The organism is Microvirga sp. CF3062 (assembly GCF_036314045.1).
Taxonomy (GTDB): Bacteria; Pseudomonadota; Alphaproteobacteria; order Rhizobiales; family Beijerinckiaceae; genus Microvirga.
Window position 1 is genome coordinate 420,921 of record NZ_JAYGGN010000002.1, and the last position, 26,449, is coordinate 447,369.

The following is a 26,449-nucleotide window of genomic DNA, read 5'->3' on the forward strand; positions in this document are numbered from 1 at the left end:
CGGACTGTAACCAGATTTCCTAGCCGCTTCAGCGTCAAAACGCCAGCGGCTCAAGCGCTATAGCGCTCCTTCAGGAGGGCGTACATGAGACGCGCCGCATGGACTTCGCCACCCTCGGGGCGCCCCGGCTTGGTGGAGTTGTTCCAGGCGAAGATGTCGAAATGCACATGCGCCTTCGCGGCCTCTACGAAGCGGCGCAGGAAAAGGGCTGCCGTGATCGAGCCGCCCATGGGTCCGCCGGTGTTGTTCATGTCGGCGAACTTGGAATCGAGTTGGGCTTGGTAGGGATACCAGAGCGGCAGGCGCCAGACGGGATCGTTCACTGCCGCACCATGGCGGGCGATGTCGGCAGCGAGCGCATCGTCATCGGTGTAGAAGGGCGGCAGCTCGGGGCCGAGCGCCACGCGGGCAGCACCCGTGAGCGTTGCAAAATCGACGATCAGGTCAGGGCTCTCCTCGTCGGCGAGCGCGAGCGCATCGGCGAGGACGAGGCGTCCTTCCGCGTCCGTGTTGCCGATCTCGACCGAAATGCCCTTGCGGCTTGGCAGGATGTCGCCGGGGCGAAAAGCGTTGCTCGAAATCGAATTCTCGACTGCCGGGATGAGCACGCGCAGACGCACGGGGAGCTTGGCCCCCATCATCATGGAGGCCAAGGCCAGCGTCGCGGCAGCGCCGCCCATGTCCTTGCGCATAAGCAGCATGGACGAGGCAGGCTTGATGTCGAGGCCGCCCGTGTCGAAGGCCACGCCCTTGCCGACGATTGTGATGCGCGGTGCATTCGCATTGCCCCAGGTGAAATCGATGAGGCGCGGCGGGGTGATGGAGGCGCGGCCCACCGCATGGATCATCGGAAAATTCTGCTTCAGCAGATCGTCGCCGACGATGCTGGTGAAGGAGGCGCCATGGCTGTCCGCCAGCTCTCTCGCAGCTGCTTCGATACCGTCAGGGCCGAGATCATTCGTCGGCGTGTTGACGAGGTCGCGGCTCTCCACGACGGCATTCGCAATACGCGACACGTCGTCTGCATCGACGCCGTTCGGCACCACGAGGCGCACGGCTTTCTCAGCACTCTTGCGGTAGCGAGAAAAGCTGTAGGCGCCGAGCAGCCAGGCCAGCGTGGCGAGCGTCGGGTTTGGTGCTTCGGTCTCGAAGCGATAGACGCCTTCCGGCAGCAGCGTGGGGAGCTTGCCGGGGAGGAATGGATCGTTCTGCTTGGCGTCTGTTCCGTTGAGGCCGAAGGCGACAGCAAAAAGCTCACCGTTCGCATCAGGCAACAGGCAATGACTTCCAGCCTTGCCCGTAAACCCTTGAGCCCTCGCAAAGCCCTGCGCCAGCGGCGGCAGGCTCCCGGCGATCTCGGTCCAGGTCTGTTCGGTGACGAGCCAGATTGGCTTCGAGGTTTCATTCGCGGAGGCGAGGAGGGGATGAGGCATGGTTCGGGATCTCATATGAGGAGAGTTCGGGCAGTTTTAGGCGCTCAGACAACGTGTGTCATCCTTCTCGAGCCGTCATCCCGGACGAAGTGCAGCGAAGATCCGGGATCGTTAGACGAATGTGGCTCTCTTTCCCTCCCCCTTGTGGGGAGGGATGAAGGGTGGGGGTGTGAGCGCTGAACTGGACCAGCCTGACGCCGGCACCCCCACCTCCAACTCCTCCCCACAAGAGGGAGGAGGGCTACAGCGCCTTGTTCTGAACCCGATCCCGGATCGGCTTACGCCGTCTAGGATGACGGTCGTGGGTTAACCCAGCGCATGCTGACGTACGATCCGTGCCAAGCCTGCAATCAACGCCTGCTGCGTATCCCTGATCTCGGCCTTGATGCCGTGGCGCTTGAGCGCGTGGACGTAGAGATCCGCGCGTTCCGGCGCGGCCAGGATGGTGACAGAGGCAGGACGGCCGAACTGGGACAGCGCCCCATTGATCTCGTCGCCGGTGAGCAGACCGGACAGGTAAGGCGCGAGCAGGCTGCTGTGCATGCGACCGGAGACGACGGACGCACGAGCGCTGAACAGGAGGTGGAGCAGGCCGACGCGGGCTTCCCCGCTGTTGCGGTCGGCCGCCTCGAGGCCGAGGTCGAAGCCCTTGGGGTCCTCTGGTTGAGTGGCCGGGCGGCCGATCATGGAATGCTCACGCAGCAGCGCGTACATCTCGCCGGTCATGTAGGTAGCAAAGCGCTCGATGCGGCCCTTTTGCATCAGGATCCACTTCGGATGCGTGCCGGCCGAGCAGATCAGGCCATCTTCAATGCCGGTGCCCAGAACCAGGGTCTCCTCACCGCGCATCACATCCGCGGCTCCTGGCGCGGGCTCGCAGAACAGACCAGGGATGATATGACCCTTGCGGCCGTTCCCCAGATCCACCGGCACGAGGGCCTGGGCAATTTCCGCCGGACCTGCAGGGCAGGAGGCGTAGGGTGCCTCGACCCAACCCTCGCGGCTGCCCACCATGCCGACGAGCAGCACCGGCGCGTCAGGCTCGGCCTGAAGCCAGGGGCCGCACTGACGCAGGAATACATCGCGGTGCTGACCCTTTTGCAGGGCCGAGACGCCCTCGTCCGACGAGACCTGATCGAGAATGGTTTCGTTCTCGATCAGATAGCCGCGAAAGCGGGTCGTTCCCCAGTCGGCGACAATGAAGCGCAAGGCTGATACCCCCTGTTGTGAGAAGCGAAGGGATAAGTCGCGTAAACTTTAGCGCGTTCCGTACATCCGGTCGCCAGCGTCGCCGAGGCCCGGCACGATATAGCCGTGATCGTTGAGGCGCTCGTCGATGGAGGCGGTCCAGATATGCACATCCGGATGCGCGCCGCGCAGCTTCTCGATGCCCTCGGGCGCCGCCAGCAGACAGACGAAGCGAAGATCCTTCGCACCGCGCTCCTTTAGCCGGTCGATGGCCGCCACGGCCGAGTTTGCCGTCGCCAGCATGGGGTCGAGCACCAGCACCATGCGGTCGGCAAGATCCGACGGGGCCTTGAAGTAATACTCGACAGCCTGGAGCGATTCCGGGTCGCGGTAGAGGCCGATATGGGCGACGCGCGCGGCAGGAACGAGGGTGAGCATACCGTCGAGAAAGCCGACGCCGGCACGCAGGATGGGAGCCAGCACCAGCTTCTTGCCTGCGATCTGCGCGCCTTCCATAGTGGTCATCGGCGTCTCGATCTGGATGCGCTCGATCGGCAGATCGCGGGTGACCTCGTAGCAGAGGAGCATGCCGATCTCGTTGAGGAGCTGGCGGAAGCCCTTCGTCGAGCGTTCCTTGTCCCGCATCAAGGTCAGCTTGTGCTGAACCAGCGGATGATCGACCACGGTGACGCCCTGCATGTTTCTTCCCTCTTTGATCGTCGTATGCTGATTCATTTAAAACACAGTCCCGTCACTGATCACGCTGAGAGGAGGCGAGCCGTCGCCGCGCTTCTCCTTCGCCAATCTCCGCCCCGTCGCCCAGGTGCCGCCTTCGAGCACCTTGGCAAGGGGAAAGTCCGCTGCGACGAATCCCAGCTTCGTGCGGATCGGTTCGGCAATGCGGTCGAGAAGAGCGACCGTCAAGGCCCGCCATTCCACCACGAGCTGCGAATCCACCGCATGGGGGCGAGCCGCATCGGCCGGATCCTTCAGGGCAATCACCCCGCTGTCGAGGAACAGGCCGCCGTTGCGGTATTCCGGCAAGCCCGTGAGGCCGTCGATCTCGACCACGGAAAAACCTGCCCATTCGAGCGGTTCGATCAGCGAATAGGAGAGCCACTGCGACAGCTTGTGGAAGGGAACAAGCCCCTTCGTGGCATCCTGCGCCTCGACCAGCGGATGGCGCCATGTGTCGCCGAGATCGATGCCGCCGAGGGTGATGCGGCCGGGCCAGATCGGGCCGAGATAGGTGAGCAGCGTCTCGAGGATCGCAGTCGCCTTGATGCGCTCGCCCTCGGCGGTTGCGGCGATTACGTCGAAGAGGCCGCCGGGGCGGGGATCGTCCACCTGTCCGAAGATGTCCGGGTTCGTTGCGACCACGCGTCCGAGACGGTTGAGGAGCGCGGCGCGGCCCTCTAAGCCGACGAGCGGATTATCGTCTGAGACCTGGAAGCCGGAGGCGAGGTCCTCGGCGGTGAGCGTCATCAGCACATCGGCATCGACCCGGAAGGGGTTCTCGGGATCGCTCGAAAATGCGCCACTGACGAACATGTCGAAGCTTGCCACCGCAAGCCCCTCAGAACGGATGTAAGTTTCGCCCGTGCGGCCCTCCTCGTAGCGCCACTGCGCGCCGGCGCCCGCATCGAGCAGGACCGACACGATCGCAAGATCGAAAGCGGCGCGAGCCATGTCGGCAGCTTTTCCCCAGGGGGCGCCGTGCATCACTGCGCCCCAACGCTCGTGCCCTCCGGCGGCGAAGTGGCGCCAGCGGGCATGGAACGGGATGTCGAGGGAGGGATAGGCCTCGCGGATGGTCTTCACGACCTCGTCGGCGCAAGGCTCAAGCTGCCCGAGATCGACCGTGAAGTGCTGGAGACGGCCTTCGAGACCCGCCTGCAGAAGCTGGTGCGACCGCTCCCGCACCGCAGCGGCGGAGAGAAGGCTTCGGGCGGCTTTTGTTTCGGAAGACAGGTCAGGCTGGTCGGTCACTCAGGGCTCCGATGATCGCGATGGGGATGCGATAGCACAAACTTTTGGCAACGCGTTATCCCCGGCAGGACGGCTTGACGGAAAGGTTAAAAACGAAGCGGGCACCGGCGGCAAGCCGGCACCCGCCTCGTGGTTCATTGCTTCAGAACCGCTCCAGATCGCGGCCTTTCACCTGGTCCAATGCCGACGCGTCCGGCGCTCCTTCCGGCGTGTAGTAGCCGGCCGCCTTCTTCGCCTCGATCTCCACCTGGGCATCCGGCGGCACCAGCTCGGCCGGAATCGGCACGCGCTCCACCACCTCGATGCCGGAGCCGGTGATGGCATCGTACTTCATGTTCGACATGGACATGAGCCGGTCGATGCGGCTGATGCCCAACCAGTGCAGGACATCGGGCATCAGTTGCTGGAAGCGCGCATCCTGCACGCCGGCCACACATTCGGTTCGCTCGAAGTAGGTGGAGGCCTGATCGCCGCCCTCCTGCCGCTTGCGGGCGTTGTAGACGAGGAACTTGGTGACTTCGCCGAGCGCGCGTCCCTCCTTGCGGTTATAGGCGATGACGCCGACGCCGCCTGTTTGCGCCTCTCTGACGCATTCCTCGATGCCGTGAACGAGGTAAGGCCGGCATGTGCAGATGTCGGAGCCGAACACGTCGGAGCCATTGCACTCGTCGTGGACGCGGCAGGCGATGCGGGTTTTCGGATCGCTCAGGCGCGACACGTCGCCCACCACATAGACCGTGATGTTGCCGATGGGCGGCAGGAACACGCTCATGTCCGGACGCGTGACGAGCTCCGGAAACATGCCGCCGGTCTGCTCGAACAGGGTGCGGCGCAATTCGCCTTCCGAGCAGCCGAAGCGTTCTGCGATGCCTGGGAGATGCCAGACCGGATCGACCGCGATCTTGGTCACCGAGATGTCGCCGGATTCATGCAAGAAGCCGCCATCGGCGTGCAAGCGCTTCGCGCCCATCGCCCCGAGGATCTCCGGCATGTTCAGCCGCGCCTTGGTCACGGCGATGCTGGGACGGATATCGAGGCCGCCGGCGATATCGTCTCGGAAGGCCTCACCCACCAGATGGCCCCAGGGATCGAGGGACACGATCCTGCCCGGCTCGAACCATTGCGGATGCGGGCCGATTTCAGCGGTCGGATGCGTGTTGTGGAGGTCCGGCCGTGCCAGCGGGTTCATGGCCCGGGCCGAAATGGCGAGTGCCCGGTAGAGTGAGTAGGAGCCGCCATGGGCGCCGATCACGTTGCGGTCGGCCGGATTGGTGACGGTGCCGATGATCGGCCCGCGTTCCTTCGGGGCCTTCGCTCCCCACTTGATCGGATGCCTGATGGTGCCGGTGTTGGGCTCCGGGTGGGACGTGATCCGGATATGGGTCGAGCGGTTGGGCGAGCTCATGAACAATCTTCCACGCGAGAACGGGAAGACTCCCTCGACTGATCGTCGGAGAGCCTCCATACGATCTATGGGAGACTGATCTAAAGTTGCGGGGCCGTCAATGGCACAGGGCACAGGGCACAGGGTGTGGCTTAGCCGCTTAAAAGCCGGGCGCAATCACTTCCACGTCATCCCCGGACTTGTTCCGGAGATCCACGTCTTGATGCGGATTGAAGACGTGGATGGCCGGGCCAAGCCCGGCCATGACGAAGTGAGTCAGAGCCAGGGCGTTCCCTTGCCTGGGTTCCGTACCCCGAGATGGGCCAGCACGCTGGCCCCTATATCGGCAAAGCTTTCCCGCCGTCCCATGGAGCCCTGCTTAAGGCCTGCCTCTAAGCTCAGGATCGGCACGTGCTCGCGGGTGTGGTCGGAGCCGCGCCAGGAAGGATCGTTCCCGTGGTCGGCGGTGATGATGACGAGATCGCCTGGCTGGAGAGCGGCCTCGATCTCCGGGATGCGTCGGTCGAAGGCTTCGAGCGCGGCTGCATAGCCGGGAATGTCGCGGCGGTGGCCGAACTCGCTGTCGAAATCGACAAGGTTCGCAAAGACGAAGCCGCCGTCCGGCAGATCCTTCAACGCGTCGATGGCGGCTGACAGGCAGGCCTCATTGCCGTTGGGCTTGATCTCCCGACCCGTACTGCGATGAGCGAAGATGTCGCCGATCTTGCCGACGCTGACGACGGAGCGGCCCGCCTTCGTCAGCGTGTCGAGGATGGTGTCAGAAGGCGGTGGCGTGGCGTAATCCTTGCGGTTGCCGGTGCGCTTGAAGCCCGTCTCGGGCGTGCCTTGGAAAGGGCGCGCGATCACGCGGCCGATCTTGTACTCGTCGCAGAGTTCGCGCCCGATCCGGCACAATTCGTAGAGCCGCTCCAGCCCGAAGAATTCTTCATGCGCTGCGATCTGCAGCACGCTGTCGATGGAGGTGTAGCAGATCGGCTTTCCGGTCCGCAGATGCTCTACGGCAAACTCCTCGATGATCACCGTGCCTGAGGCATGCTTGTTGCCGAGGATGCCGGGCAGGTTGCCACGCTCGATAAGCGCTGCTGTCAGCTTCTCCGGAAAGGCCGGGATCGTGTTGGCGAAATAGCCCCAGTCGAAGGTGACTGGCACGCCTGCGATCTCCCAATGGCCCGAGGGTGTATCCTTTCCCTTGGAGGTCTCAACACCATAGCCCCAAGCACCCTTCAGCGGCCCTTGCGGTGCTAAGTTCGGCGGCATGCGCCCCGTCGAGGCTTCACACGCAAGCCCGAGACCCAGCGCCGTCATATGCGGCAGATGGAGCAGCCCCTGCCGCAGGCCTGCCTGATCGCCACGCCCATCGGCGCAAGCCTCCGCGATATGCCCGAGCGTGTCGGCACCAACATCGCCATAGACGTCAGCATCCTCCGCGCCGCCGATACCGACGGAATCGAGCACGATGAGAAGAGCGCGAGGCATTCAGTGAAATCCTTCAAGCCACAAGAAACACAACTGATACGACATTGCGGCAAAAGATGCGATGGTCCTCAATGATGGTGGTGCCCCTCATCATCGTTGCCCTTGTGGCAATGATCGCGGGCGTCCAAGGAGCATTCAGGGTCTTGTTCATGACCGCTGGGGTTGTGGATGTCGATTTGCAGGGTCGTGTGCCCGATGCCGAAACGAGTCTTCAGCTCCTGCTGCGCTTTTGCCAGAAATCCGTCGCCCGGATGCCCGCCCGGCATAACGCGATGGGCCGTGAGCGCCGTCTCGGTCGTGCTCATCGCCCAGACATGCAGGTGATGAACACGCGCAACGCCGGGCATCCGCTGGAGAGTTCTGCGGACCTCGGGGATTGCGATGCTGCGCGGTACGCCGTGAAGGGACAGGGTCAGGGACTGGTTCAGCAATCCCCAGGTGCTCCAGAGGATGACCCCGGCGATAACGAGGCTCAAGACAGGGTCGATCCAATCCGCGCCCGTCCAGAGGATAACAAGCCCGCCGAGCACGACGCCCAGGGACACGGCAGCATCAGCCACCATGTGCAGGAAGGCGCCGCGGATGTTGAGATCGTGCTGGCCGCCCATGAACAGGAAGGCCGTGAACCCGTTCACAATGATGCCGATGCCCGCCACGATCATCACGGTGACGGCCGCGACAGGCGTGGGATCGACGAGGCGCAGAACGGATTCCCACACGATACCGCCGACCGCGATCAGCAGAAGGAGTGCATTGAAGAGCGCCGCGAGAATGGAGCTGGAGCGCAGGCCATAGGTGAAACGCTCCGTCGGCCCACGTCGGGCGAGCAATGATGCACCCCATGCAATGGCAAGGCCGAGCACATCGCTCAGGTTATGCCCGGCATCGGAGAGCAGGGCCATGGAATCGGCCCAGAATCCATAACCCGCTTCGGCGGCAACGAAGCCCAAGTTGAGAACGATACCGATGGCGAAGGCACGTCGGTGACTGGCCGGAGGAGCGTGGGAATACCCGTGATGCGAATGGCCGGCCGAGTGGTGATGCGCAGGCATGTTAGAAGCGTAGCGCCCTATTCGCGAACCGCGTTCGAAGCTGCCGTCTCAAGGCTGAAGGCCGCGGCGAACAGTGCTTTGGTGTAGTCGGTGCGTGGCGCTGCGAAGATGCTCTCGGCCGACCCTTCCTCGACGATCTGGCCGTTCTGCATCACCACCACGTGGTTGGCGAGCGCGCGCACGACCTTCAGGTCGTGGCTGATGAACATGTAGGCGAGGTCGCGCCGCTTCTGCAGATCGCGCAGCAGTTCCACGATCTGTGCCTGCACGGACATGTCCAGCGCCGAGGTCGGCTCGTCGAGCATGATGAATTGTGGCTCCAGCGCCATGGCACGGGCAATCGCGATGCGCTGGCGCTGGCCGCCGGAGAACTCATGAGGGTAGCGGTCCATGGTGGCCGGATCGAGGCCGACATCCTGCAGGGCTTTCGCCACCACGTCGCGGCGTTGCGCGTAACTGAGATCCTTGTTCTGGACGAGCAGCCCTTCCTCGACGATCTCGGCAATCGACATGCGCGGTGAGAGAGAACCATAAGGGTCCTGGAACACCACCTGAAGGTTCTTGCGCATGGGGCGGATGCCATTGGCACGCATGCCGTCGATGCGGTTGCCGAGAAACACGATAGGCCCTTCCGACTGCACGAGGCGCAGGATGGCCAGACCCAGCGTCGTCTTGCCGGAGCCGGATTCACCCACGACGCCCACCGTCTCGCCCCGGCGCACGCGCACGGACACGCCGTCGACGGCCTTCACATGGCCGATTGTGCGCTGAAAGAAGCCGCGCTTGATGGGAAACCAGACTTTGATCGGCCCTGCCTCGACGATGACGGGCGCGTCGTGAGACACAGGATTGGCGCGGCCTTTGGGCTCTGCCGCCAGCAGCCGCTGCGTGTAGGGATGCTGCGGGTTGCCGAAGACCTCTTCGACCGTGCCGTGTTCGACGATCTGGCCCTTGAACATCACGCAGACGCGGTCGGCGATCTTGCGCACGATGCCGAGGTCGTGCGTGATGAAGAGCATGGACATGTTGAGCCTGCTCTTCAGTTCGGCGAGCAGCTTCAGGATCTGCGCCTGAACCGTCACGTCGAGCGCCGTTGTCGGCTCGTCGGCGATGAAGAGGTCCGGTTCGTTGGCGAGCGCCATGGCGATCATCACACGCTGACGCTGGCCGCCGGAGAGCTGGTGCGGATAAGCGCCCAGGCGGCTTTCCGCCTCGCGGATGCCCACGAGATCGAGAAGCTCCAATGTGCGGGCGCGCGCCTCGCGGTCGTTAAGGCCGCGATGCAGCTTCAGGATCTCGCCGACCTGCCGCTCGATGGTGTGGAGCGGGTTGAGCGAGGTCATCGGCTCCTGGAACACCATGGTGATGTCGTTGCCCCGGACTTTCCGCATCTCGTTCTCGTCCGCTGGGATCAGGTCCTTGCCCTTGAACAGGATGCGGCCGGAAGGATGATGCGCGGACGGGTAGGGCAGGAGCTTGAGGACGGACAGCGCCGTGACCGACTTGCCCGAACCGGACTCGCCCACCAGCGCCACCGTCTCGCCCGGCATGACATCGAAGGACACGCGGTCGACCGCCAGCATGTCGCCCCCGCCTTGGCGGAACGCGACGGAGAGGTCCTGAACCGAGAGGAGGGGTTCTGTTATGGCAGACATGGCCGTCCTTCCCTCAAAACCTCTTGCTCGAGATGATAGAAATATTTGCCTGCCCCAACAGCGGCGGCGGAGCTGAGCAGAAAGACAAGTCCGAATGACAGCAGCCCAGCATAACGCCTCGGCAGAAGGTTCATGAAAATGGCTGCGCCGACCATGATCGAGACGACGAACAGTAACGCCAGGAATATCACCGGGCCATCAACCTCAGCCCGGTCATCGGCTGAACAGCGTGATATTTCTTTCTGCAAGTCTGACATGCCATGCAGAAGGAGGTCGAGAAAGATCGACACACACCATGCAGCAGGAAGAATGCTGAACAAAAGGATTGAAAAGACCGCGACAGTACGGCGACTCTGAGCCTGTCCCATAGCCTGTTCGGCACTCATCGAAACGTCTTTCTCGGATCGAAGGCGTCGCGAACGGCTTCGCCGACGAAGATGAGAAGGCTGAGCATCAGGGCGATCACGAAGAACCCGGCGAGGCCGAGCCAGGGCGCCTGAAGGTTCGCCTTGCCCTGCGCGAGCAATTCCCCAAGCGATGGTGAGCCCGGCGGCAGGCCGAAGCCGAGGAAGTCGAGCGAGGTCAGGGTCGTGATCGAGCCGTTGATGATGAACGGCATGAAGGTGAGCGTCGCCACCATGGCGTTCGGCAGAAGATGCTTGAACATGATGGTGACGTTGGACAGGCCCAGGGCTCGTGCTGCGCGCACGTATTCGAAGTTGCGGGCGCGCAGGAATTCGGCGCGCACGACGCCCACCAGCGACACCCAGGAGAACAGCAGCAGGATGCCGAGCAATACGACGAAGCTCGGCGTGATCACCGCTGAGATGATGATGAGCAGGTAGAGCGAAGGAATGGCCGTCCAGACCTCGATGAAGCGCTGGAAGAGTAGATCCGTCCAGCCGCCGTAATAGCCCTGCACGGCGCCGGCCAGGACGCCGATGATCGATGAGATGCCTGCCAGCGTCAGGCCGAACAGCACCGAGATGCGAAAGCCATAGATGAGGCGCGCGACCACGTCACGTCCCTGGTCGTCGGTGCCGAGCCAGTTCCACTCGATATCGTTGCAGCCCTTGCCGCCATTGCGTTCCGCGATCGGGCGGCACTGATCGTCGGTGAGCATCCAGGTCGGCGGGGCGGGAGCCGGAACGGGAAGGTCTAGGTTGTGCGTGGTGTAGGAGAAGCGGACGGGAGCCCAGAGCAGCCATCCGTTGTCCTGGATTTCCTTTCGGATGACCGGATCGCGATAATCCGTGACGGCCAGGAAGCCGCCGAACTTCTCCTCCGGATAATTCACGAAGGCCGGGTAGAGCAATTCGCCCTTGTAGGAGGCGAGGATCGGCTTGTCGTTGGCAATGAGTTCCGCGAACATGCTCAGGACGAACAGGACGAGGAAGATCCAGAACGACCAGTAGCCGCGCCGGTTCGCCTTGAAGTTTTCCCATCGCCGCCGGTTGAGCGGCGAGAGCTTGATGAAGCCCTGGCGCGGCAGGGGCGGGGCGACGGGCGAGGAGGCAGGCGAAACGACGGGAACGTTCTCGTTCATCTCACGCCTCCCGGGTCTCGAAATCGATCCGCGGATCGATCCAGGTATAGGTGAGATCGGACACGAGGTTCACCGCGAGGCCCACCAACGAGAAGATGTAGAGATTGGCGAAGACCACCGGATAGTCGCGGTTCACGATCGACTCGAAGGACAGAAGCCCCAGGCCGTCGAGGGAGAAGATCGTCTCGATGAGGAGCGCACCGGCGAAGAATGCTCCGATGAAGGCTCCGGGAAAGCCCGCGATCACGATGAGCATCGCATTGCGGAAGACGTGGCCATAGAGAACCTGGCGCTCGGACAAGCCCTTCATGCGGGCGGTGAGCACGTATTGCTTGCGGATCTCGTCGAGGAACGAGTTCTTCGTCAGCAGAGTCGATGTGGCAAAGGCTCCCAGCGCCATGGCGGTGATGGGCAGAACGAGGTGCCAGAAGTAGTCGGCGATCTGCCAGTACCACGGCATGAAGGCCCAGTTCTCCGACGTGAGCCCGCGCAGAGGAAAGACCTGCCAGAACGAACCGCCGGCAAACAGCACGATCAGCAGGATCGCGAACAGGAAGCCCGGGATCGCATAGCCGATGATGACGATGGCCGAGGTCCAGATGTCGAAGGTGGAGCCGTCCCGCACCGCTTTCTTGATGCCGAGCGGAATCGAGATGGCATAGGAGATCAGCGTCATCCAGAGGCCGAGGCTGATCGAGACCGGCAGCTTCTCCTTGATGAGTTCCAGCACGGAGATGTCGCGGAAGTAGCTCTTGCCGAAGTCGAAGCGCGCATAATCCCAGATCATCTTCAGGAAGCGCTCATGGGCCGGCTTGTCGAAGCCGAACTGCGTTTCGAGCTGCTTGATGAATTGCGGATCGAGCCCCTGCGCGCCGCGATAGCGCGACGACGAGGCATCGCCTGCGCCAGCCCCTCCAGGAGCTTGGCCGCCCGCCATATCGCCGCCTCCGCCGGAGATGCGTGAGGTCGCGCCTGAATCCTGACCCTGGAGCTGGGCGATGATGCGCTCGACGGGGCCACCGGGGGCGAACTGCACGAGCACGAAGGAGATGAGCATGATCCCCAGGATGGTGGGGATCATGAGAAGAACGCGACGCGCAATATAGGCCAGCATCAAGCGCCTGCTGCTTGCCGGCCGATGCGGCCGAGGTGGGTGTCGTTGAAGCTGGACGAATATTTCAAGCCATATCCCAACATGCGGTCGAACCCGATATGCGCCGCCCAAGTGGCTGCGATCCCGAGCAGCATAGAGTGATCGAGGAAAAGACCAAGCCCTGCGAGCAGCGCAGGTCCGAGGGTGGAGTGCAGGGCGTTGTAGGCCATGGCTCCGGGCCGGGGACCGGCCAAGTAGCCTGCAAAGCTCAGGTCGGGGCTGAGGAAGAGAATGGCGTAGAGCCACCAGGAGGTGCCGGTATAGGCGAAGGCCCATGTGGCCAGGATGAAGAGAGCCAAGCCCTCGAGGCGAAGAAGCAGACGGGGCATGTCCGCCTCATTGCGTGTCGCAGCAGCTGTGTCCAAGCCTTATCCTCGCCCGATCCGTTTTGCCTTCTCGGCATCGTACCACCAGGTTCCCGGCGCGCCCGAGCTGAGCTTCGGCTTTGTCGCCGGGCGCGAGAACTGGTCCCAATAGGCGAGCCATTCGCTGGCTCTGTACCACATGGGCACCCAATAATGGCCCGAACGGAGGACCCGGTCCAGGGCGCGGGCCGCGATGGTAAGTTCCTGGCGGGACTTTGCGGTGGCAATGGTCTCGATCAGCGCGTCGACGGCCGGATCGTCGATCCCGGCGATGTTCTGCGAGCCGGGCCGCTTGCCGGCAGCCGAGCCGTAGACCAGCCGCAGGCTGTCACCGGGTGTGGAGGAGCCGCCGAGATTGCGGCTCGCCATATCGAAGTCGTATTCCTCCATCCGGCGCTGATACTGAGCCGCGTCCACAACACGCGAGACCGCATCGATGCCGAGCCGCTTCAGATTGGCCTGGAAGGGCTGCGTATGAGGCTGAAGCGAAGGCTGGAAGTCCAGGAACTCGATCCGGAACGGCTGGCCGTTCGGCAGCTTGAGCACGCCACCCTCGCGCTTGCAGCCGGCCTCGCGCAGGAGTTCGTCCGCGCGGCGCAGGAGACGCCGGTCCTGACCCGAACCATCGGAGACGGGCGGCACGGGAGGCTCCGCGAAGACGGAAGCGGGAAGCTTGCCGCGGAAGGGCTCAAGAAGGGCGAGTTCCTCCGGAGAGGGCTTGCCCACAGCCTTCATGTCGCTGTTCTCGAAGAACGAGCCTGTGCGCTTGAACAGGCCGAACATGATGTTGGCGTTCGTCCATTCGAAATCGAAGGCAAGGCCGATGGCCTCGCGGATGCGTGGATCCTTGAACGCGTCGCGCCGCATGTTGAAGTACCATCCCTGGATAGTGGATGGAGCTCCGCTCTCGATCTCTTCCTTCTTCACGCGGCCTTCACGCATGGCCGGAAAGTCATAGCCCGTCGACCAGATGCGCGACGTGTATTCCTCGTTGTAGTTGAGTGTGCCGTTCTTGAAGGCCTCGAAGGCTACCGTGCGGTCGCGGAAATACTCGTATCGGATGCGGTCGAAATTGTTCTGCCCCACATTCACAGGCAGACCCTTGGCCCAGTAGTCAGGCACGCGCTCGAACTCGATGAAGCGTCCCTGCTCGAAGTGACCGACCTTGTACGGACCGGAGCCGAGCGGCGCTTCGAGAGTCGAGGCCTCGAAATCCTTGCCCTGCCAGTAGCGCTCGGAGAGGATCGGCAACCCGGCGATGACGAGATGCAGATCGCGGCTGCGCTGCGGCGTGAACTGCACGCGCAGGATCTCGTCCGACTCCGCTTCCGCAGAGGCCATCTGCGTCAGGAGTTGAGAATAAAGCGGATGCCCCTTGGTCTTGAGGATGTTCAGGGAAAATGCCGCATCCTTCGCCGTCAGCCGCGAGCCGTCATGGAAGCGCGCTTCGGGGCGCAGCACGAAGCGATAGGTCAGCCTGTCGTCGGAGATGCGCACGCTTTTCGCCACAAGCCCGTAGAGCGCATCCGGCTCGTCGCCGGAGCCAGTCATCAAGCTGTCGAACGTGCTGGTCATGCCGGCAGCGCCGTCGCCCCGCAGCACGAAGGTGTTCAGCGTGTTGAACGTGTCGAAGTTCTGGTTGCCGTAGGTCTGCTTGATCTGGATCGCCAGCGTGCCGCCTTTCGGAGCGGCGGGATTGACGTAGTCGAAATTCCGGAAGTCGGGTGCATATTTCAGCTCGCCGAAGCTGGAGAGGCCGTGGCTCTCGGTCTCGCTGCCTTCCTGCGCCCAACCAGCGTGAGGGAGGAACGGGAGAGCGGCGGCGGCCACCCCTGTCGCGAGAACTCTACGGCGGCTGAACTCTCTCATCGCGGGACTCCGGTCTTGGCGGCCTTGGCCTCATCGTACCACCAGATGGTCGGGAAGGCGGCGCCACCATAGCGCGGCATGTTCTCGGGATGGCTGTAGCGGTCCCAGCGGGCCGTGCGCTGCTTGAGCGACGTCCATTGCGGAACGACGTAGTCGTGCGCTAGCAGCACACGGTCGAGTGCCTTCGTGGCGGCCACCAGCTCGTCGCGATCCTTGGCGAAGATCACGCGATCAATCAATGCATCGACTGCGGGGTCCGCGATGCCGGCAAGGTTCTGCGAGCCTTCGCGGCTTGCCGCCTGCGAGCCCCAGAAGTCACGCTGCTCATTGCCGGGCGACGAAGACTGGGGCCAGAGGCCCGTGGTGATGTCGAAATCGAAAGAACGGGTTCGATTGGTCTCCTGAACGTCGTCTACGGTGCGCACCGTCGCGGCGATGCCGAGACGCTTGAGAACGTCCGCATAGGGCAGGAAGATGCGCTCGTCATTGGGGCTGCTGCCGAGAAGCTCGACGCTGAAGACTTCACCCTTGGCGTTGACGCGGCGGCCTCCCTTCACCTCCCAGCCCGCTTCCTTCAGCAGGCGGTCGGCCTCGCGCAGGTTGTTGCGCGTGGCTTCGGGGGAGTCGTTGACCGGGTTCTTGTAGGGCGTCGTAAAGACCGACGGAGGCACCTTGTCGCGCACGCTCTCCAGGATCTCCAGCTCCTTGCCCTCGGGCAGTCCGGACGATGCGAGGTCGAGCCCGTGGAAATAGCTCGAAGGCCGCTCATAGAGCCCGTAGAAGATCGTCTTGTTCAGTTCCTCGAAGGGGAAAGCGAGGTTGAAGGCGCGGCGGATGCGTTGGTCCTTGAACTGGTCGCGCCTGAGATTGAGCACAAAGGCCTGCATCCTGCCGCTCGCACGAATCGGGAATTCCTCCAAAGCGACGCGTCCTTCCTGGCGCGCCGGAAAGTCGTATCCTACGGCCCAGTTGCGGGCGCTGTTCTCGGAGCGAAAGTCGATGCGGTCGCCCTTGAAGGCTTCGAGCAGCACCGTCGCATCGCGGTAATACTCGAACCGGATCTCATCGAAATTGTTCTGGCCCACATTCACGTTGAGCCCCGCGCCCCAATGATCCTTCGCGCGCTCGTAAGAGGCGGTGCGGCCCGGCTCGAAGCTTTTAAGCCGATAGGGACCCGAGCCCAGCGGCGGCTCCAGGGTCGTCTGCGTGATGTCGCGCTTGCGCCCGTCCGGCGCCGTGCCTTCCCACCAATGCTTGGGCAGGACAATGAGCTGGCCCATGATCTGCGGCAGCTCTCGGTTGCCCTTCTCGTCGAAGGTGAACTTCACCTCCCGGTCGCCCAGCTTCTCGGCCTTCGTCACATTGGCATAGTAGAAGGCGTAAGTGGGGCTGTTCGCTTTCAGTGCCTCGAAGGAGAAGATTACGTCATCCGCCGTCACCGGTTTCCCATCGTGCCAGCGCCCTTCCGGGCGCAGGCGGAACGTGACGGAGGAATAGTCCTCCGGATAGGCAAAGGCCTCGGCCAGGAGGCCATAGGACGAGTTCGGCTGGTCGAGGGCAGAGGTGGTCAAGGCCTCGTAGACGAGCCCGATCCCCTGCTCGGGCGAACCCTTCACGCCGGCCACCACGATGTTGAAGCTGTCGAAGGTACCCTGGGCGCCTAAGCGGACCAGCCCGCCCTTCGGAGCATTCGGGTTCACGTAGTCGAAATGCTTGAAGCCTGCGGGGTATTTCGGCTCGTCGAGCAGGACCGATCCGTGCCGCCATTGGGCTTCCTGGGCTGCGAGGGGGCTGAGGGCAAGGCAGGCGGCCAGAAAGCTCGGCAGAAGGATGCGTATCACAAGGCGTCTCCTGAGACGTGAGGCGTCTGTTTCAAGCATCGGACCCAAAAGTGGATTTGCACTTTTGGGATCCATCCGATGCTTCTTCATACTGGCGCATCGTTCGGAGCGGAAAACCGGTTCCCACTTTTCCGCACGATGCGCTTGCTACATTTTTGGGCGCGATGGGGCGAGCGCAAGGGACAACGCATGAAAGGAGAGGCGGCTCAAAAGAAAAAGCCGGGCTTTGGGGCCCGGCTCTCCTGAATGTGAAAGTAATGCGCTTTACTGGGCCGCAGGAGCGGCAGGCGCTCCTCCAGCGGCAGGGGCCGCAGGAGCGGCCGCATTGGCCGGAGCCGCAGCCGCGGCAGATGCCTCGGGAAGCGGAGGAGCCGCGGGGGAGACCGACTTCAGATAGGCGATGAGGTCTGCCCGTTCCTTGGCCTGGGCGATGCCGGCGAAGGCCATGATGGTGCCGGGAACGGACTGCTTGGGGTTCTGGATGAAGGCGTTCAGAGCCTCATAATTCCACTCCCCGCCCTTACCCTTGAGAGCTCCCGAATAGTTGAAGCCCCCATGAGAGGCGAGAGGGCGTCCGACGACACCATGGAGATTCGGACCGACCTTGTTGGCGCCGCCCTCCTCGAAGGTGTGGCAGGAGGCACATTTCTTGGCCGCAGCCTGACCCTTGGCGAGGTCGGCGCTGGCGAGAAGAACGGGAAGCGGCTCGGCCGGAGCGGCGGCGCCAGCGCTGGCGGCAGCGCCTTCTTCGGGGGCCGGGAGGTCGTAACCCGGGACAGCGGGCTTTTCGGGAGAAAACAGGCCGCCGGCGATGACATTGACGCCGACCACGAAGAGAAGCGAGGCGAAAACGGCGCCCGCGATCTTATTGGTCTCGATATTCATGAGTGAGGCTCTCCTCGCCTTCGTAAAAGCGGCGAAACCAGCGCAGCAGAAAGGATCCGCGGGCGGGTGCCCGCGTCGGGGCGTTGCTTAGCCGTTGTCATGGGGGTTTGACAATGGGGTTTCCGGGAGTTTTCGCCGTTCTCGTGGTCGCAGTTCGGGGTTGCAACGAATTCGGGCGCCTCAAGGTCCTTGGATAGAGTGCCGCACGCACTCATGACAAACAGGACCCGCCTTGCTAAGGACGCTCGAACCCCTCGCCTTAAAGATCACGTTATGTCCGACCCTCTCGTCCTCATCCCGGCCCGTCTGGCCGCAACGCGCCTGCCCAACAAGCCTCTGGCCGACATCGCCGGCGAGCCTATGATCGTCCATGTGTGGCGCCGGGCCGTGGAGGCGGGGATTGGGCCGGTGGCGGTTGCCACCGATGCGCCCGAGATCGCCGAGGTCGTGACGCGGGCAGGTGGTCAGGCCGTCATGACGCGAGCCGACCACGCCTCCGGTTCCGACCGCATCTTCGAGGCTGTGGAAAAGCTCGACCCGGAGGGGCGGCATGACGTGGTCGTGAACGTGCAGGGGGACCTGCCGACAGTCGATCCCCGGGCCATCGCCGCCTCGATCTCTCCGCTCTCGGATCCGCAAGTCGATCTGGCCACCCTCGTCGCCGTCATTGGGCGCGAGGAGGAGAAGACCAACCCCAACGTCGTGAAGATGGTGGGAAGCCAGGTCTCTCCGGGCCGCTTCCGGGCGCTCTACTTCACCCGTGCCACCGCGCCCTATGGTGATGGCCCGCTCTATCATCACATCGGCCTTTACGCCTACCGCCGAAAGGCGCTGCAGCGTTTCGTCGGCCTGCCGCCGTCGCCCCTGGAACTGCGCGAGAAGCTGGAGCAGCTGCGCGCGCTGGAGGCCAGCATGCGCATCGATGCCGTCGTGGTCGACGACGTGCCTCTCGGGGTCGATACCCCTCACGATCTGGAAAGGGCGCGCGAGATCATCGCGGCCCGGAGGATAGCATGAGCAAGCTGATTTCGTTCCAAGGCGAGCTGGGCGCCAATTCCCACACCGCCTGCTCCGAGGCGCGCCCCGAATGGGAGGCTCTGCCGTGCCCGACCTTCGAGGACGCTTTTGCTGCCGTGAACGAGGGGCCGGCGAGCCTCGCCATGATCCCGATCGAGAACTCGATCGCCGGCCGCGTGGCCGACATCCACCATCTGCTGCCCACCTCGGGTCTGCACATCGTCGGCGAGTATTTTCTGCCGATCCATTTTCACCTGATGGCTATCCCCGGGGCCAATCTCGGCACCATCAAGGACGTCTATAGCCACGTCCATGCGCTCGGCCAGTGCCGCAAGATCATTCGCAAGCTCGGGCTCAAAGCCCATGTAGCGGGCGACACCGCAGGCTCTGCTCGTGAGGTGGCGGAGTGGAAGGATCCCTCCCGGGCGTCACTCTCGCCCCGCATGGCGGCCGACATCTACGGCCTGAGGATTCTGGCCGAGAATGTGGAGGACGAGGCGCACAACACCACCCGCTTCGTCATCCTGTCGAAAACGCCGCAATGGGCTCCCGCCGGAAATGGCCCCGTCGTCACGTCCTTCGTGTTCCGCGTCCGCAACCTTCCTGCCGCGCTCTACAAGGCGCTTGGGGGTTTTGCGACCAACGGCATCAACATGACCAAGCTCGAGAGCTACATGCTCGAAGGCGAGTTCCTGGCAACCCAATTCTATGCCGAGGTCGACGGCCACCCGGAGGACGCCAACCTCAAGCGGGCGCTTGAGGAACTGGAGTTCTTCTCCCGCGAATTGCGCATCCTCGGCGTCTACACGGCCGATCCGTTCCGGGCGAAAATCCGGGAAGCGGCGGAGTGACGATCAGGATCCGCGAGGGCCGCGAGACGGACGTTGAAGGCATCGCTAGGGCCCACGTTCAGGGCTGGCGCGAGTCCTACAAGGATTTTCTCACACCGGATGCACTCGCGGGCCTCTCCGTCGAAGAGCGGATGCAGCTATGGCAAAGGGCTCTGGCTGAACCAGAGCCTCGGGCCAAGCTCCTCGTGGCTGAAACGGATGATGGCGAGATCGTCGGCTTCATTCGTGGCGGGCCGATCCGGGTCACGGAAGCTGAGCTTCTCGGGACTGAGGCTGAAATTTTTGCGATCTACCTTCTCGACAAGGTCAAGCGGCAGGGAATCGGGCGCACGCTCATGACCGGTGTCTTCGAGCACCTCGCCGCCCACGGCGTCCGCTCCGTCGGCCTGTGGGTCCTGAAGGACAACCTGCCCGCACGCCGCTTCTATGAGATGCTGGGCGGCATAGCCGGGCACGAGCAGTCTTTCGATCTGCGCGGGCAGATGGTCACCGAGGTTGTGTATCGGTTCGAGCTGACTCGGCGGGTTTGAATTCACCGCAACACTTGTCATCCCCGGCGAGCAGGGCGAGCCGGAATCGGATGCAGGATGAGGCGCGTGAACCCTCCCCCCTGTGCGGGGGAGGGTGGCGAACGGAGTGAGCCGGGAGAGGGGAAGTGCTCGTCATGACTGCCCCTCTCCCGACCTGCTTTGCAGGCCACCCTCTCCCGCGAAGGGGAGAGGGGTAGCAGCGTATATGTTCTCACTTTGTTCTTGACAATCCTCCTAAGCTAGGCTATAGCCAAAGACATCCTCGCCCGACGAGGGGCGCGCTCGCGAGGCGTCGCAAGAGTGGGGCGGGGAGCGGTCCCGCCGCAGGCCTCGCATGCCTGTGGTCGCGGGAGGTCGACTCTGGCTCTGACCAGGTCCACCTGAAAAGAACCGCGCGTGACGAGCAGTTCGGCTCTCACTTTCACCATCACACATCGAGCCGGCTGCCCAACGCGCCACCCTCGATCATCTTCAGGCTCGCAGCTCACGCTGCGGGCCCCAAAGTGCTGGCTCTTTGACAAGCCACCCATCAGCGTCATCCCGGACGAAGCGCAGCGCAGATCCGGGATCGCAAGACGAGTAAAGCAACTGTCATCCCGGGGCTGCGGAGCAGAGCCCGGGATCCATAGCCGCTGACGATGCAGAAAGAGGCGCGACGCTGATGGCCTCTTCTTGAAATGTTGTGGTTATGGATCCCCACCTGCGCGGGGATGACGGCGTTGAGGATCCAGCTCCCCACCCTGCATCCGATCCCGGATCGGCTCCGCCGTCCGGGAGGACAGCCGCCGCTACTCCTTCACCCATTCCCGGATGAGGTGGTTCGCAATCGCGATCGGGGCGGGCGCCAGGAATTCCTCGTGGGTGCCGTCCAGCATGCGCCGGATGTCGTCCTTGGTGAACCAGCGGGCGTCTTCCAGCTCCTCGCCGTCGAAGGCGATGTCGTCGGTGAGGGCCTCCCCGATGCAGCCGATCATGACGTTCGACGGAAAGGGCCAGGGCTGGGAGGTGAGGTAGCGCACCGCGCTGACCCGGATGCCCGCCTCCTCGAAGGTCTCCCGGCGCACCGCGTCCTCGATGGTCTCGCCCGGCTCCAGGAATCCCGCGAGGCAGGAATACATCTTCTCCGGAAAACGCGGCTGGCGGCCCATGAGGCACTTATCGCCGCGCGTCACGAGCATGATGACCACCGGGTCGGTGCGCGGAAAATGCTGCGCGCTGCAGACGGCGCAATCGCGCCGGAAGCCAGCCTGGGCTGCTTGCGTCGGCGCACCGCAATTGGCGCAGAAGCGGTGGCGGCGGTGCCAGTCGAGCATGGACTTCGCCATGGCGAGCATCCCGAGTTCCTCCGCCGGCACGAGGCCGCGCATCGCGATGGACCGCAAGTCGACGGCAGTGAAGACGGGATCGTCCTGGAACAGCTCGGCTGCCTCGGGGGAGACCAGGGTCGCCACCACCGGGCGATCGTTCAGGGTGCCGAGAAACACCTGCTCCTGATGGGCGGGAAGGCGCCCCAGGATCTCGGCGGTCAGGAGGCACGTTCCCGGTTCGCCGATCCGCAGGATGGGCAGATCCCCCGCCAGGACGACCATGGCAGTCCATGGGTTCACCAAAGCATTGGCGATCGCCTCCGGGTCCCGTTCCGCACTGTGGCGGACGAGCGGGTTCGTGATGTAGCCGATGGGTCGGGTCATGGGTCAGGCTGCCGCGAAAAGGGTGGTGGCGCGCTCGATCAGGGCGGAGGCCGCGTGAGGAGGGTAGGGCGTCCGGGTGCCGTGCCCCCAGACGGGGCCGGGCCAGGCCGGATCGGAGCGGAAACGCCCGATCACATGGACATGAAGCTGCGTCACGATGTTGCCGAGCGCCCCCACATTCACCTTGTCGGGTTTCGAGAGCTCCAGCATCACCTTGGTGGCAATGCGGATCTCCTGCATGAGCTGGGCGGACTGCTCCTCGGAGAGGTCCGTCAATTCGCTTAACCCCTCGATACGCGGCACCAGCACAAACCAGGGAAAGCGTGCGTCGTTCAGCAGCAGGACCGAGGAAAGGGCGAGGTCGCCGACCGGGATTGTGTCGGCGTCGAGCCGGGAATCGAGCTGGAATGTCATGAAGCTATGTAACCGAGCCTGCGGCGCCGTGTCAGCATCAGGATTCGTCATCCCGGACGAAGCGAAGCGGAGATCCGGGATCGTGAGCAGGATAAGCGTCATCTTCGTCCAGCGATCCCGGGTTCTGCTGACGCAGCCCCAGGATGACAGCCTCTGGATAACTGTTTCCAACTTGCGTTTCGGGGCCGATGCCCTCATATAGCCGGTGGGAGGTTGGCGAGGGACGTCTCACTCGCCAACTGGGTCAGGTCCGGAAGGAAGCAGCCCTAACGAGACCGAACGGGTCTTCGTCCAGCCTCCCACCTCAAAAATTTATCCAAAGCCTTGCAGTCGATGGACGATACCACAGCCGGCACGCCCCTGAACGACGAGCCGGCCCTGCCTGGCTTTCCCGCCGCGCCTGCTTCCGCAGCGAAGGCCTCGCCCTACCGCGTTCTTGCCCGCAAATATCGCCCCAAGACCTTCGATGACCTAATCGGTCAGGAGGCCATGGTCCGCACCCTCTCGAACGCCTTTGAGACGGGCCGCATTCCGCAGGCCTGGATGCTCACCGGCGTTCGCGGCGTCGGCAAGACCACCACGGCCCGCATCCTGGCCCGCGGGTTGAACTACCAGAAACCCGATGGTTCCGGCGCGCCGACCATCCACATGCCGGAACTCGGCGTCCATTGCGAAGCGATCATGGAATCGCGGCACGTGGACGTGCTGGAGATGGACGCCGCCTCGCATACCGGCATCGACGACGTCCGGCAGATCATCGACGGCATCCGCTATTCGCCGGTCACGGCCCGCTACAAGGTCTACATCATCGACGAGGTCCACATGCTCTCGGAGAAGGCGTTCAACGCCTTCCTGAAGACCCTGGAGGAGCCGCCGCCGCACGCGAAGTTCATCTTCGCCACCACCGAAATCCGCAAGGTCCCGGTCACGATCCTGTCCCGCTGCCAGCGCTTCGACCTGCGCCGTATCGAGGCGGACAAGCTCGTCACGCACTTGGGTCGTATCTGCGACGCCGAGAGCGTGAAGGCCGATCCGGAAGCACTCGCGGCGATTGCCCGTGCGGCGGAAGGCTCGGCGCGCGATTCCCTGTCGCTGATGGATCAGGCCATCGCCCATGGCGCAGGCGTGGTCACGCCCGACACGGTGCGCGACATGCTGGGCCTCGCCGACCGCGGCCAAGTGATCGATCTCTTCGAGGCGGTGATGCGCGGCGACGTGCCGGCGGCTTTTGCTGGATTGCGCTCGCAATACGATACCGGTGCGGATCCGGCCGTGATCCTGTCCGATCTCGCGGCCTTCTCGCACATCGTCACCCGCCTCAAGCTGATTTCCGAAGCCGCCAGGGATCCTGCTCTCTCCGAGATCGAGCGTACCCGCGGCACCGACTTTGCCGGGAAGCTCTCTGTCAGGACCCTGTCCCGCGCGTGGCAGATCCTGCTGAAGGGCATCCCCGAGGTTCAGGCCTCGAACCGCCCTATCGCCGCGGCCGAGATGGTGCTCGTGCGCCTCGCCTATGCGGCCGACCTGCCGACGCCGGACGAGGCGCTGCGCGCGCTGAAGGACGGCGCTCCGGTGCCCACAAGCGGCCCGGCTCCCGCGCCTTCGCGACCCTCCGGCCCCGCCACCTCCGGCACCATGGCGCTCGCGACCTCGCAAGCTCAGCCGCAGCCGCGCCCGCAGGCCGCGCAGACTGAGCCGACCATGCGCCTGCGCCGCTTCGAGGACGTGGTGGCGCTCGCCGGCGAGAAGCGCGAGATCGTGCTGAAGGCGGCGCTGGAGCGGGACGTGCGTCTCGTGCGCTTCGAGGAGGGCCGCATCGAGCTCAGCCTCACCGAGACCGGCAGCCGCACCATCGCCAACGATCTCACCCGCGCCCTCCAGCAATGGACCGGCGAGCGCTGGATGGTGGCGTTGTCCTCTGAAGCAGGCGCGCCGACCCTGCACGAGAAGGCAGTCACCGCCGAGCGCGAGCGCAAGGAGGGGGCGGCCAATCACCCCTTGGTGCAGGCCGTGCTCTCCAAGTTTCCCGGTGCGCAGATCGTGAACGTCATCGAGCGTTCCGAGAAGGCCGCCGAGGATGCTGAAACCGAGATCCTCGGCGAGGAGGATGCGGCGGCTGCGCACGAGACTGAAGAAGACGACGATCTGTTTTAAATTGAGGATGCGGTCATGAAGGACCTTATGGGACTGATGAAGCAGGCTCAGGCGATGCAGCAGAAGCTGCAGGACGCCCAGGCCGAGCTCGACACCCTCGAAGTCGACGGCACGGCGGGCGGCGGCGTCGTGACCGTGAAGGTGACCGGCAAGGGTAATCTCAAGTCGATCAACATCGATCCCTCGCTCATGAACCCGGACGAGAAAGAGATCCTCGAGGATCTCGTCGTGGCCGCCATGAACGACGCCCGCGGCAAGGCAGAACGTGCCGCCCAGGAGCGCATGGAGAGCATTACCAAGGGCCTGCCGCTGCCGCCCGGCATGAAGCTGTTCTGAGCATCGCGCGAAGAAGTGGATACCGGTTCTTCGCATCAAGCGATGCGACACAAGCAAAAGAGAACCTGAATGGCCCAGCACGTTGCCGGCCCCGAGATTGAGCGCCTGATCCAGCTGCTGGCCCGCCTCCCGGGATTGGGCCCGCGCTCGGCGCGGCGCGCGGCGCTGCATCTCATCAAGAAACGCGAGTCCCTGCTCAATCCGTTGAGCGATGCCATGCGCATCGCCAACGAGCGCATCGTGGTGTGCTCATCCTGCGGCAATGTCGATACGTCGGAACCCTGCACCATCTGCCGGGATGCCAAGCGCGATCCCTCGATTCTCGTGGTGGTGGAGGATGTGTCCGATCTCTGGGCGCTGGAGCGCTCGGGTGCGGTCACCGCCAAGTACCACGTGCTCGGCGGCGTGCTCTCGCCGCTCGACGGCGTGCGTCCCGAACACCTGAACCTGGAGCGCCTCATCGCCCGCGTGTCGGAGCCCAGCGTGTCGGAAGTGATCCTGGCGCTCAACGCCACGGTGGATGGGCAGACAACAGCCCACTACATCACCGAGCTGCTCGCGCATCTGCCCGTCAAGGTGACGAAGCTCGCCCATGGCGTGCCGGTCGGCGGCGAACTCGATTATCTTGACGAGGGCACCCTTTCGGCTGCGATCAGGCAGCGCACCTCGTTCTGAGCCGAGCGTCTTTCAGGTGACAGGCCAAAGCACCGTTGCTAATCAGGCGACAACGAAACCCTTGCCCCGAGTTGCCCATGTCCACCACCGATCTCGCCCGTACCATCGACGCAGCCTGGGAGGACCGGGCCAATGTCAGCGCCTCCACCACGGGAGCCGTACGTGAGGCTATCGAGGAGTCGATGAATCTCCTCGATTCCGGCAAGGCCCGCGTGGCCGAGAAGGCAGCAGGCGGTGAGTGGCAGGTGCATCAATGGCTGAAGAAGGCCGTGCTGCTCTCCTTCCGCCTCAACGACATGGAAGTGATCGGCGGCGGGCCGGGCGAGGCGACCTGGTGGGACAAGGTGCCGTCCAAGTTCGCCGGCTGGGGCGAAAACCGCTTCCGCGCCGCAGGTTTTCGCGCCGTACCGAACTGCACCGTGCGCCGCGGCGCCTATATCGCGCCCGGCGTGGTGCTGATGCCCTCCTTCGTCAATCTCGGTGCCTATGTGGACGAGAACACCATGGTCGACACCTGGGCGACCGTTGGCTCCTGCGCCCAGATCGGCAAGAACGTGCATCTCTCCGGCGGCGTCGGCATCGGCGGCGTGCTGGAGCCGCTCCAGGCCAATCCCACCATCATCGAGGATAACTGCTTCATCGGCGCCCGCTCCGAAGTGGTGGAAGGCGTGGTGGTAGAGGAAGGCTCGGTGCTCTCCATGGGCGTGTTCCTCTCGGCCTCCACCAAGATCATCGACCGCAACACCGGCGAGGTCTTCGTCGGCCGCGTGCCGCCCTATTCGGTGGTTGTGCCCGGCTCACTTCCCGGAAAGCCTCTGCCGGATGGCACCCCTGGCCCGTCCCTCTACTGCGCCGTCATCGTGAAGCGCGTCGACGCGCAGACGCGGGCTAAGACCGGAATCAACGAGCTCTTGCGGGATTGAT

The 26,449-nt window shown here is 63.9% G+C and carries 24 protein-coding genes and 1 other RNA gene; 8 read left to right on the top strand and 17 right to left on the bottom strand.

Annotated features, from left to right (window positions below; genetic code table 11):
- Positions 1 to 50 precede the first annotated feature (50 nt).
- From VB618_RS05460 to VB618_RS05530, 15 genes are all read right to left on the bottom strand, one after another.
- Positions 51 to 1,433: a leucyl aminopeptidase family protein gene (locus tag VB618_RS05460; RefSeq protein WP_329795555.1), complete on the bottom strand. Its 1,383-nt coding sequence runs from the start codon at positions 1,431 to 1,433 to the stop codon at positions 51 to 53.
- 306 nt (positions 1,434 to 1,739) lie between these two features.
- A complete protein-coding gene (locus VB618_RS05465; protein ID WP_329795556.1) occupies positions 1,740 to 2,642 on the bottom strand; it encodes a 2-dehydro-3-deoxygalactonokinase in 903 nt (300 codons plus the stop codon).
- Positions 2,643 to 2,690: 48 nt separating this feature from the next.
- A complete protein-coding gene (upp, locus tag VB618_RS05470; protein WP_329795557.1) occupies positions 2,691 to 3,320 on the bottom strand; it encodes a uracil phosphoribosyltransferase in 630 nt (209 codons plus the stop codon).
- Positions 3,321 to 3,356: 36 nt separating this feature from the next.
- Positions 3,357 to 4,610, bottom strand: a complete 1,254-nt coding sequence (locus VB618_RS05475; RefSeq protein ID WP_329795558.1) for a URC4/urg3 family protein — start codon at positions 4,608 to 4,610, stop codon at positions 3,357 to 3,359.
- A gap of 142 nt (positions 4,611 to 4,752) precedes the next feature.
- A complete protein-coding gene (locus tag VB618_RS05480) occupies positions 4,753 to 6,015 on the bottom strand; it encodes a GTP cyclohydrolase II (protein WP_329795559.1) in 1,263 nt (420 codons plus the stop codon).
- A gap of 255 nt (positions 6,016 to 6,270) precedes the next feature.
- A complete protein-coding gene (locus tag VB618_RS05485; protein ID WP_329795560.1) occupies positions 6,271 to 7,491 on the bottom strand; it encodes a phosphopentomutase in 1,221 nt (406 codons plus the stop codon).
- Between the two features lie 68 nt (positions 7,492 to 7,559).
- On the bottom strand, positions 7,560 to 8,543 hold the full coding sequence (locus VB618_RS05490; RefSeq protein WP_329795561.1) for a cation diffusion facilitator family transporter: 984 nt from the start codon (positions 8,541 to 8,543) through the stop codon (positions 7,560 to 7,562).
- A 17-nt stretch (positions 8,544 to 8,560) separates the two neighbouring features.
- Positions 8,561 to 10,198, bottom strand: coding sequence for an ABC transporter ATP-binding protein (locus VB618_RS05495; RefSeq protein WP_442931673.1), 1,638 nt, complete (start codon positions 10,196 to 10,198; stop codon positions 8,561 to 8,563).
- Positions 10,186 to 10,584 (bottom strand): hypothetical protein, encoded by a 399-nt coding sequence (locus VB618_RS05500; protein WP_329795562.1) that lies wholly within the window; start codon positions 10,582 to 10,584, stop codon positions 10,186 to 10,188. The genes VB618_RS05495 and VB618_RS05500 overlap by 13 nt, the downstream gene beginning before the upstream one ends.
- Complete coding sequence (locus tag VB618_RS05505) at positions 10,581 to 11,744, bottom strand: ABC transporter permease (RefSeq protein WP_329795563.1); 1,164 nt, start codon at positions 11,742 to 11,744, stop codon at positions 10,581 to 10,583. Before VB618_RS05505 ends, VB618_RS05500 begins: the two co-directional genes overlap by 4 nt.
- A 1-nt stretch (position 11,745) precedes the next feature.
- Positions 11,746 to 12,858, bottom strand: a complete 1,113-nt coding sequence (locus tag VB618_RS05510; RefSeq protein WP_329795564.1) for a microcin C ABC transporter permease YejB — start codon at positions 12,856 to 12,858, stop codon at positions 11,746 to 11,748.
- Positions 12,858 to 13,226 (bottom strand): DUF4260 domain-containing protein, encoded by a 369-nt coding sequence (locus VB618_RS05515; RefSeq protein ID WP_329795566.1) that lies wholly within the window; start codon positions 13,224 to 13,226, stop codon positions 12,858 to 12,860. The genes VB618_RS05510 and VB618_RS05515 overlap by 1 nt, the downstream gene beginning before the upstream one ends.
- A 39-nt stretch (positions 13,227 to 13,265) precedes the next feature.
- Positions 13,266 to 15,131, bottom strand: a complete 1,866-nt coding sequence (locus tag VB618_RS05520; RefSeq protein ID WP_329795567.1) for an extracellular solute-binding protein — start codon at positions 15,129 to 15,131, stop codon at positions 13,266 to 13,268.
- Entirely contained in the window at positions 15,128 to 17,011 is a 1,884-nt protein-coding gene (locus tag VB618_RS05525) for an extracellular solute-binding protein (protein ID WP_329795568.1), read from the bottom strand. The genes VB618_RS05520 and VB618_RS05525 overlap by 4 nt, the downstream gene beginning before the upstream one ends.
- A gap of 225 nt (positions 17,012 to 17,236) precedes the next feature.
- On the bottom strand, positions 17,237 to 17,857 hold the full coding sequence (locus VB618_RS05530) for a c-type cytochrome (RefSeq protein WP_329795569.1): 621 nt from the start codon (positions 17,855 to 17,857) through the stop codon (positions 17,237 to 17,239).
- Between the two features lie 273 nt (positions 17,858 to 18,130).
- Here VB618_RS05530 and VB618_RS05535 point away from each other — a divergent pair, with 273 nt between their 5' ends.
- From VB618_RS05535 to VB618_RS05545, 3 genes are read left to right on the top strand one after another with little or no spacing between them, the layout of a single operon-like run.
- Positions 18,131 to 18,874, top strand: coding sequence for a 3-deoxy-manno-octulosonate cytidylyltransferase (locus VB618_RS05535; RefSeq protein WP_329795570.1), 744 nt, complete (start codon positions 18,131 to 18,133; stop codon positions 18,872 to 18,874).
- Entirely contained in the window at positions 18,871 to 19,725 is an 855-nt protein-coding gene (locus VB618_RS05540) for a prephenate dehydratase (protein WP_329795571.1), read from the top strand. The genes VB618_RS05535 and VB618_RS05540 overlap by 4 nt, the downstream gene beginning before the upstream one ends.
- Positions 19,722 to 20,255, top strand: coding sequence for a GNAT family N-acetyltransferase (locus VB618_RS05545; RefSeq protein WP_329795572.1), 534 nt, complete (start codon positions 19,722 to 19,724; stop codon positions 20,253 to 20,255). Before VB618_RS05540 ends, VB618_RS05545 begins: the two co-directional genes overlap by 4 nt.
- A gap of 788 nt (positions 20,256 to 21,043) precedes the next feature.
- Here VB618_RS05545 and nudC read toward each other — a convergent pair.
- Positions 21,044 to 21,946 carry an NAD(+) diphosphatase gene (gene nudC, locus VB618_RS05550; protein ID WP_329795573.1) on the bottom strand — a complete coding sequence of 301 codons (903 nt, stop codon included), beginning with the start codon at positions 21,944 to 21,946 and terminating at the stop codon, positions 21,044 to 21,046.
- 3 nt (positions 21,947 to 21,949) lie between these two features.
- Complete coding sequence (locus tag VB618_RS05555) at positions 21,950 to 22,360, bottom strand: HIT family protein (protein WP_329795704.1); 411 nt, start codon at positions 22,358 to 22,360, stop codon at positions 21,950 to 21,952.
- A 207-nt stretch (positions 22,361 to 22,567) separates the two neighbouring features.
- Between VB618_RS05555 and ffs the strand changes: the two genes are divergently transcribed.
- From ffs to dapD, 5 genes are all read left to right on the top strand, one after another.
- Positions 22,568 to 22,664: signal recognition particle sRNA small type (gene ffs / locus VB618_RS05560), an RNA gene on the top strand.
- Between the two features lie 29 nt (positions 22,665 to 22,693).
- Positions 22,694 to 24,514, top strand: a complete 1,821-nt coding sequence (locus tag VB618_RS05565; protein ID WP_329795574.1) for a DNA polymerase III subunit gamma/tau — start codon at positions 22,694 to 22,696, stop codon at positions 24,512 to 24,514.
- A 15-nt stretch (positions 24,515 to 24,529) separates the two neighbouring features.
- Entirely contained in the window at positions 24,530 to 24,850 is a 321-nt protein-coding gene (locus VB618_RS05570; RefSeq protein ID WP_329795575.1) for a YbaB/EbfC family nucleoid-associated protein, read from the top strand.
- Positions 24,851 to 24,919: 69 nt separating this feature from the next.
- Positions 24,920 to 25,525, top strand: coding sequence for a recombination mediator RecR (gene recR, locus VB618_RS05575; RefSeq protein ID WP_329795576.1), 606 nt, complete (start codon positions 24,920 to 24,922; stop codon positions 25,523 to 25,525).
- 77 nt (positions 25,526 to 25,602) lie between these two features.
- Entirely contained in the window at positions 25,603 to 26,448 is an 846-nt protein-coding gene (gene dapD / locus VB618_RS05580; protein WP_329795577.1) for a 2,3,4,5-tetrahydropyridine-2,6-dicarboxylate N-succinyltransferase, read from the top strand.
- Position 26,449 lies beyond the last annotated feature (1 nt).

Bases quoted from the DNA above. Each gene is read 5' to 3' on its own strand.
- VB618_RS05460 (WP_329795555.1), bottom strand. From the start codon at position 1,433: ATGCCTCATCCCCTCCTCGCCTCCGCGAATGAAACCTCGAAGCCAATC.
- upp (WP_329795557.1), bottom strand. From the start codon at position 3,320: ATGCAGGGCGTCACCGTGGTCGATCATCCGCTGGTTCAGCACAAGCTG.
- VB618_RS05480 (WP_329795559.1), bottom strand. From the start codon at position 6,015: ATGAGCTCGCCCAACCGCTCGACCCATATCCGGATCACGTCCCACCCG.
- VB618_RS05485 (WP_329795560.1), bottom strand. From the start codon at position 7,491: ATGCCTCGCGCTCTTCTCATCGTGCTCGATTCCGTCGGTATCGGCGGC.
- VB618_RS05490 (WP_329795561.1), bottom strand. From the start codon at position 8,543: ATGCCTGCGCATCACCACTCGGCCGGCCATTCGCATCACGGGTATTCC.
- VB618_RS05495 (WP_442931673.1), bottom strand. From the start codon at position 10,198: ATGTCTGCCATAACAGAACCCCTCCTCTCGGTTCAGGACCTCTCCGTC.
- VB618_RS05500 (WP_329795562.1), bottom strand. From the start codon at position 10,584: ATGAGTGCCGAACAGGCTATGGGACAGGCTCAGAGTCGCCGTACTGTC.
- VB618_RS05505 (WP_329795563.1), bottom strand. From the start codon at position 11,744: ATGAACGAGAACGTTCCCGTCGTTTCGCCTGCCTCCTCGCCCGTCGCC.
- VB618_RS05510 (WP_329795564.1), bottom strand. From the start codon at position 12,858: ATGCTGGCCTATATTGCGCGTCGCGTTCTTCTCATGATCCCCACCATC.
- VB618_RS05515 (WP_329795566.1), bottom strand. From the start codon at position 13,226: ATGCCCCGTCTGCTTCTTCGCCTCGAGGGCTTGGCTCTCTTCATCCTG.
- VB618_RS05520 (WP_329795567.1), bottom strand. From the start codon at position 15,131: ATGAGAGAGTTCAGCCGCCGTAGAGTTCTCGCGACAGGGGTGGCCGCC.
- VB618_RS05525 (WP_329795568.1), bottom strand. From the start codon at position 17,011: ATGCTTGAAACAGACGCCTCACGTCTCAGGAGACGCCTTGTGATACGC.
- VB618_RS05530 (WP_329795569.1), bottom strand. From the start codon at position 17,857: ATGAATATCGAGACCAATAAGATCGCGGGCGCCGTTTTCGCCTCGCTT.
- VB618_RS05535 (WP_329795570.1), top strand. From the start codon at position 18,131: ATGTCCGACCCTCTCGTCCTCATCCCGGCCCGTCTGGCCGCAACGCGC.
- VB618_RS05540 (WP_329795571.1), top strand. From the start codon at position 18,871: ATGAGCAAGCTGATTTCGTTCCAAGGCGAGCTGGGCGCCAATTCCCAC.
- nudC (WP_329795573.1), bottom strand. From the start codon at position 21,946: ATGACCCGACCCATCGGCTACATCACGAACCCGCTCGTCCGCCACAGT.
- VB618_RS05555 (WP_329795704.1), bottom strand. From the start codon at position 22,360: ATGACATTCCAGCTCGATTCCCGGCTCGACGCCGACACAATCCCGGTC.
- VB618_RS05565 (WP_329795574.1), top strand. From the start codon at position 22,694: ATGGACGATACCACAGCCGGCACGCCCCTGAACGACGAGCCGGCCCTG.
- VB618_RS05570 (WP_329795575.1), top strand. From the start codon at position 24,530: ATGAAGGACCTTATGGGACTGATGAAGCAGGCTCAGGCGATGCAGCAG.
- recR (WP_329795576.1), top strand. From the start codon at position 24,920: ATGGCCCAGCACGTTGCCGGCCCCGAGATTGAGCGCCTGATCCAGCTG.
- dapD (WP_329795577.1), top strand. From the start codon at position 25,603: ATGTCCACCACCGATCTCGCCCGTACCATCGACGCAGCCTGGGAGGAC.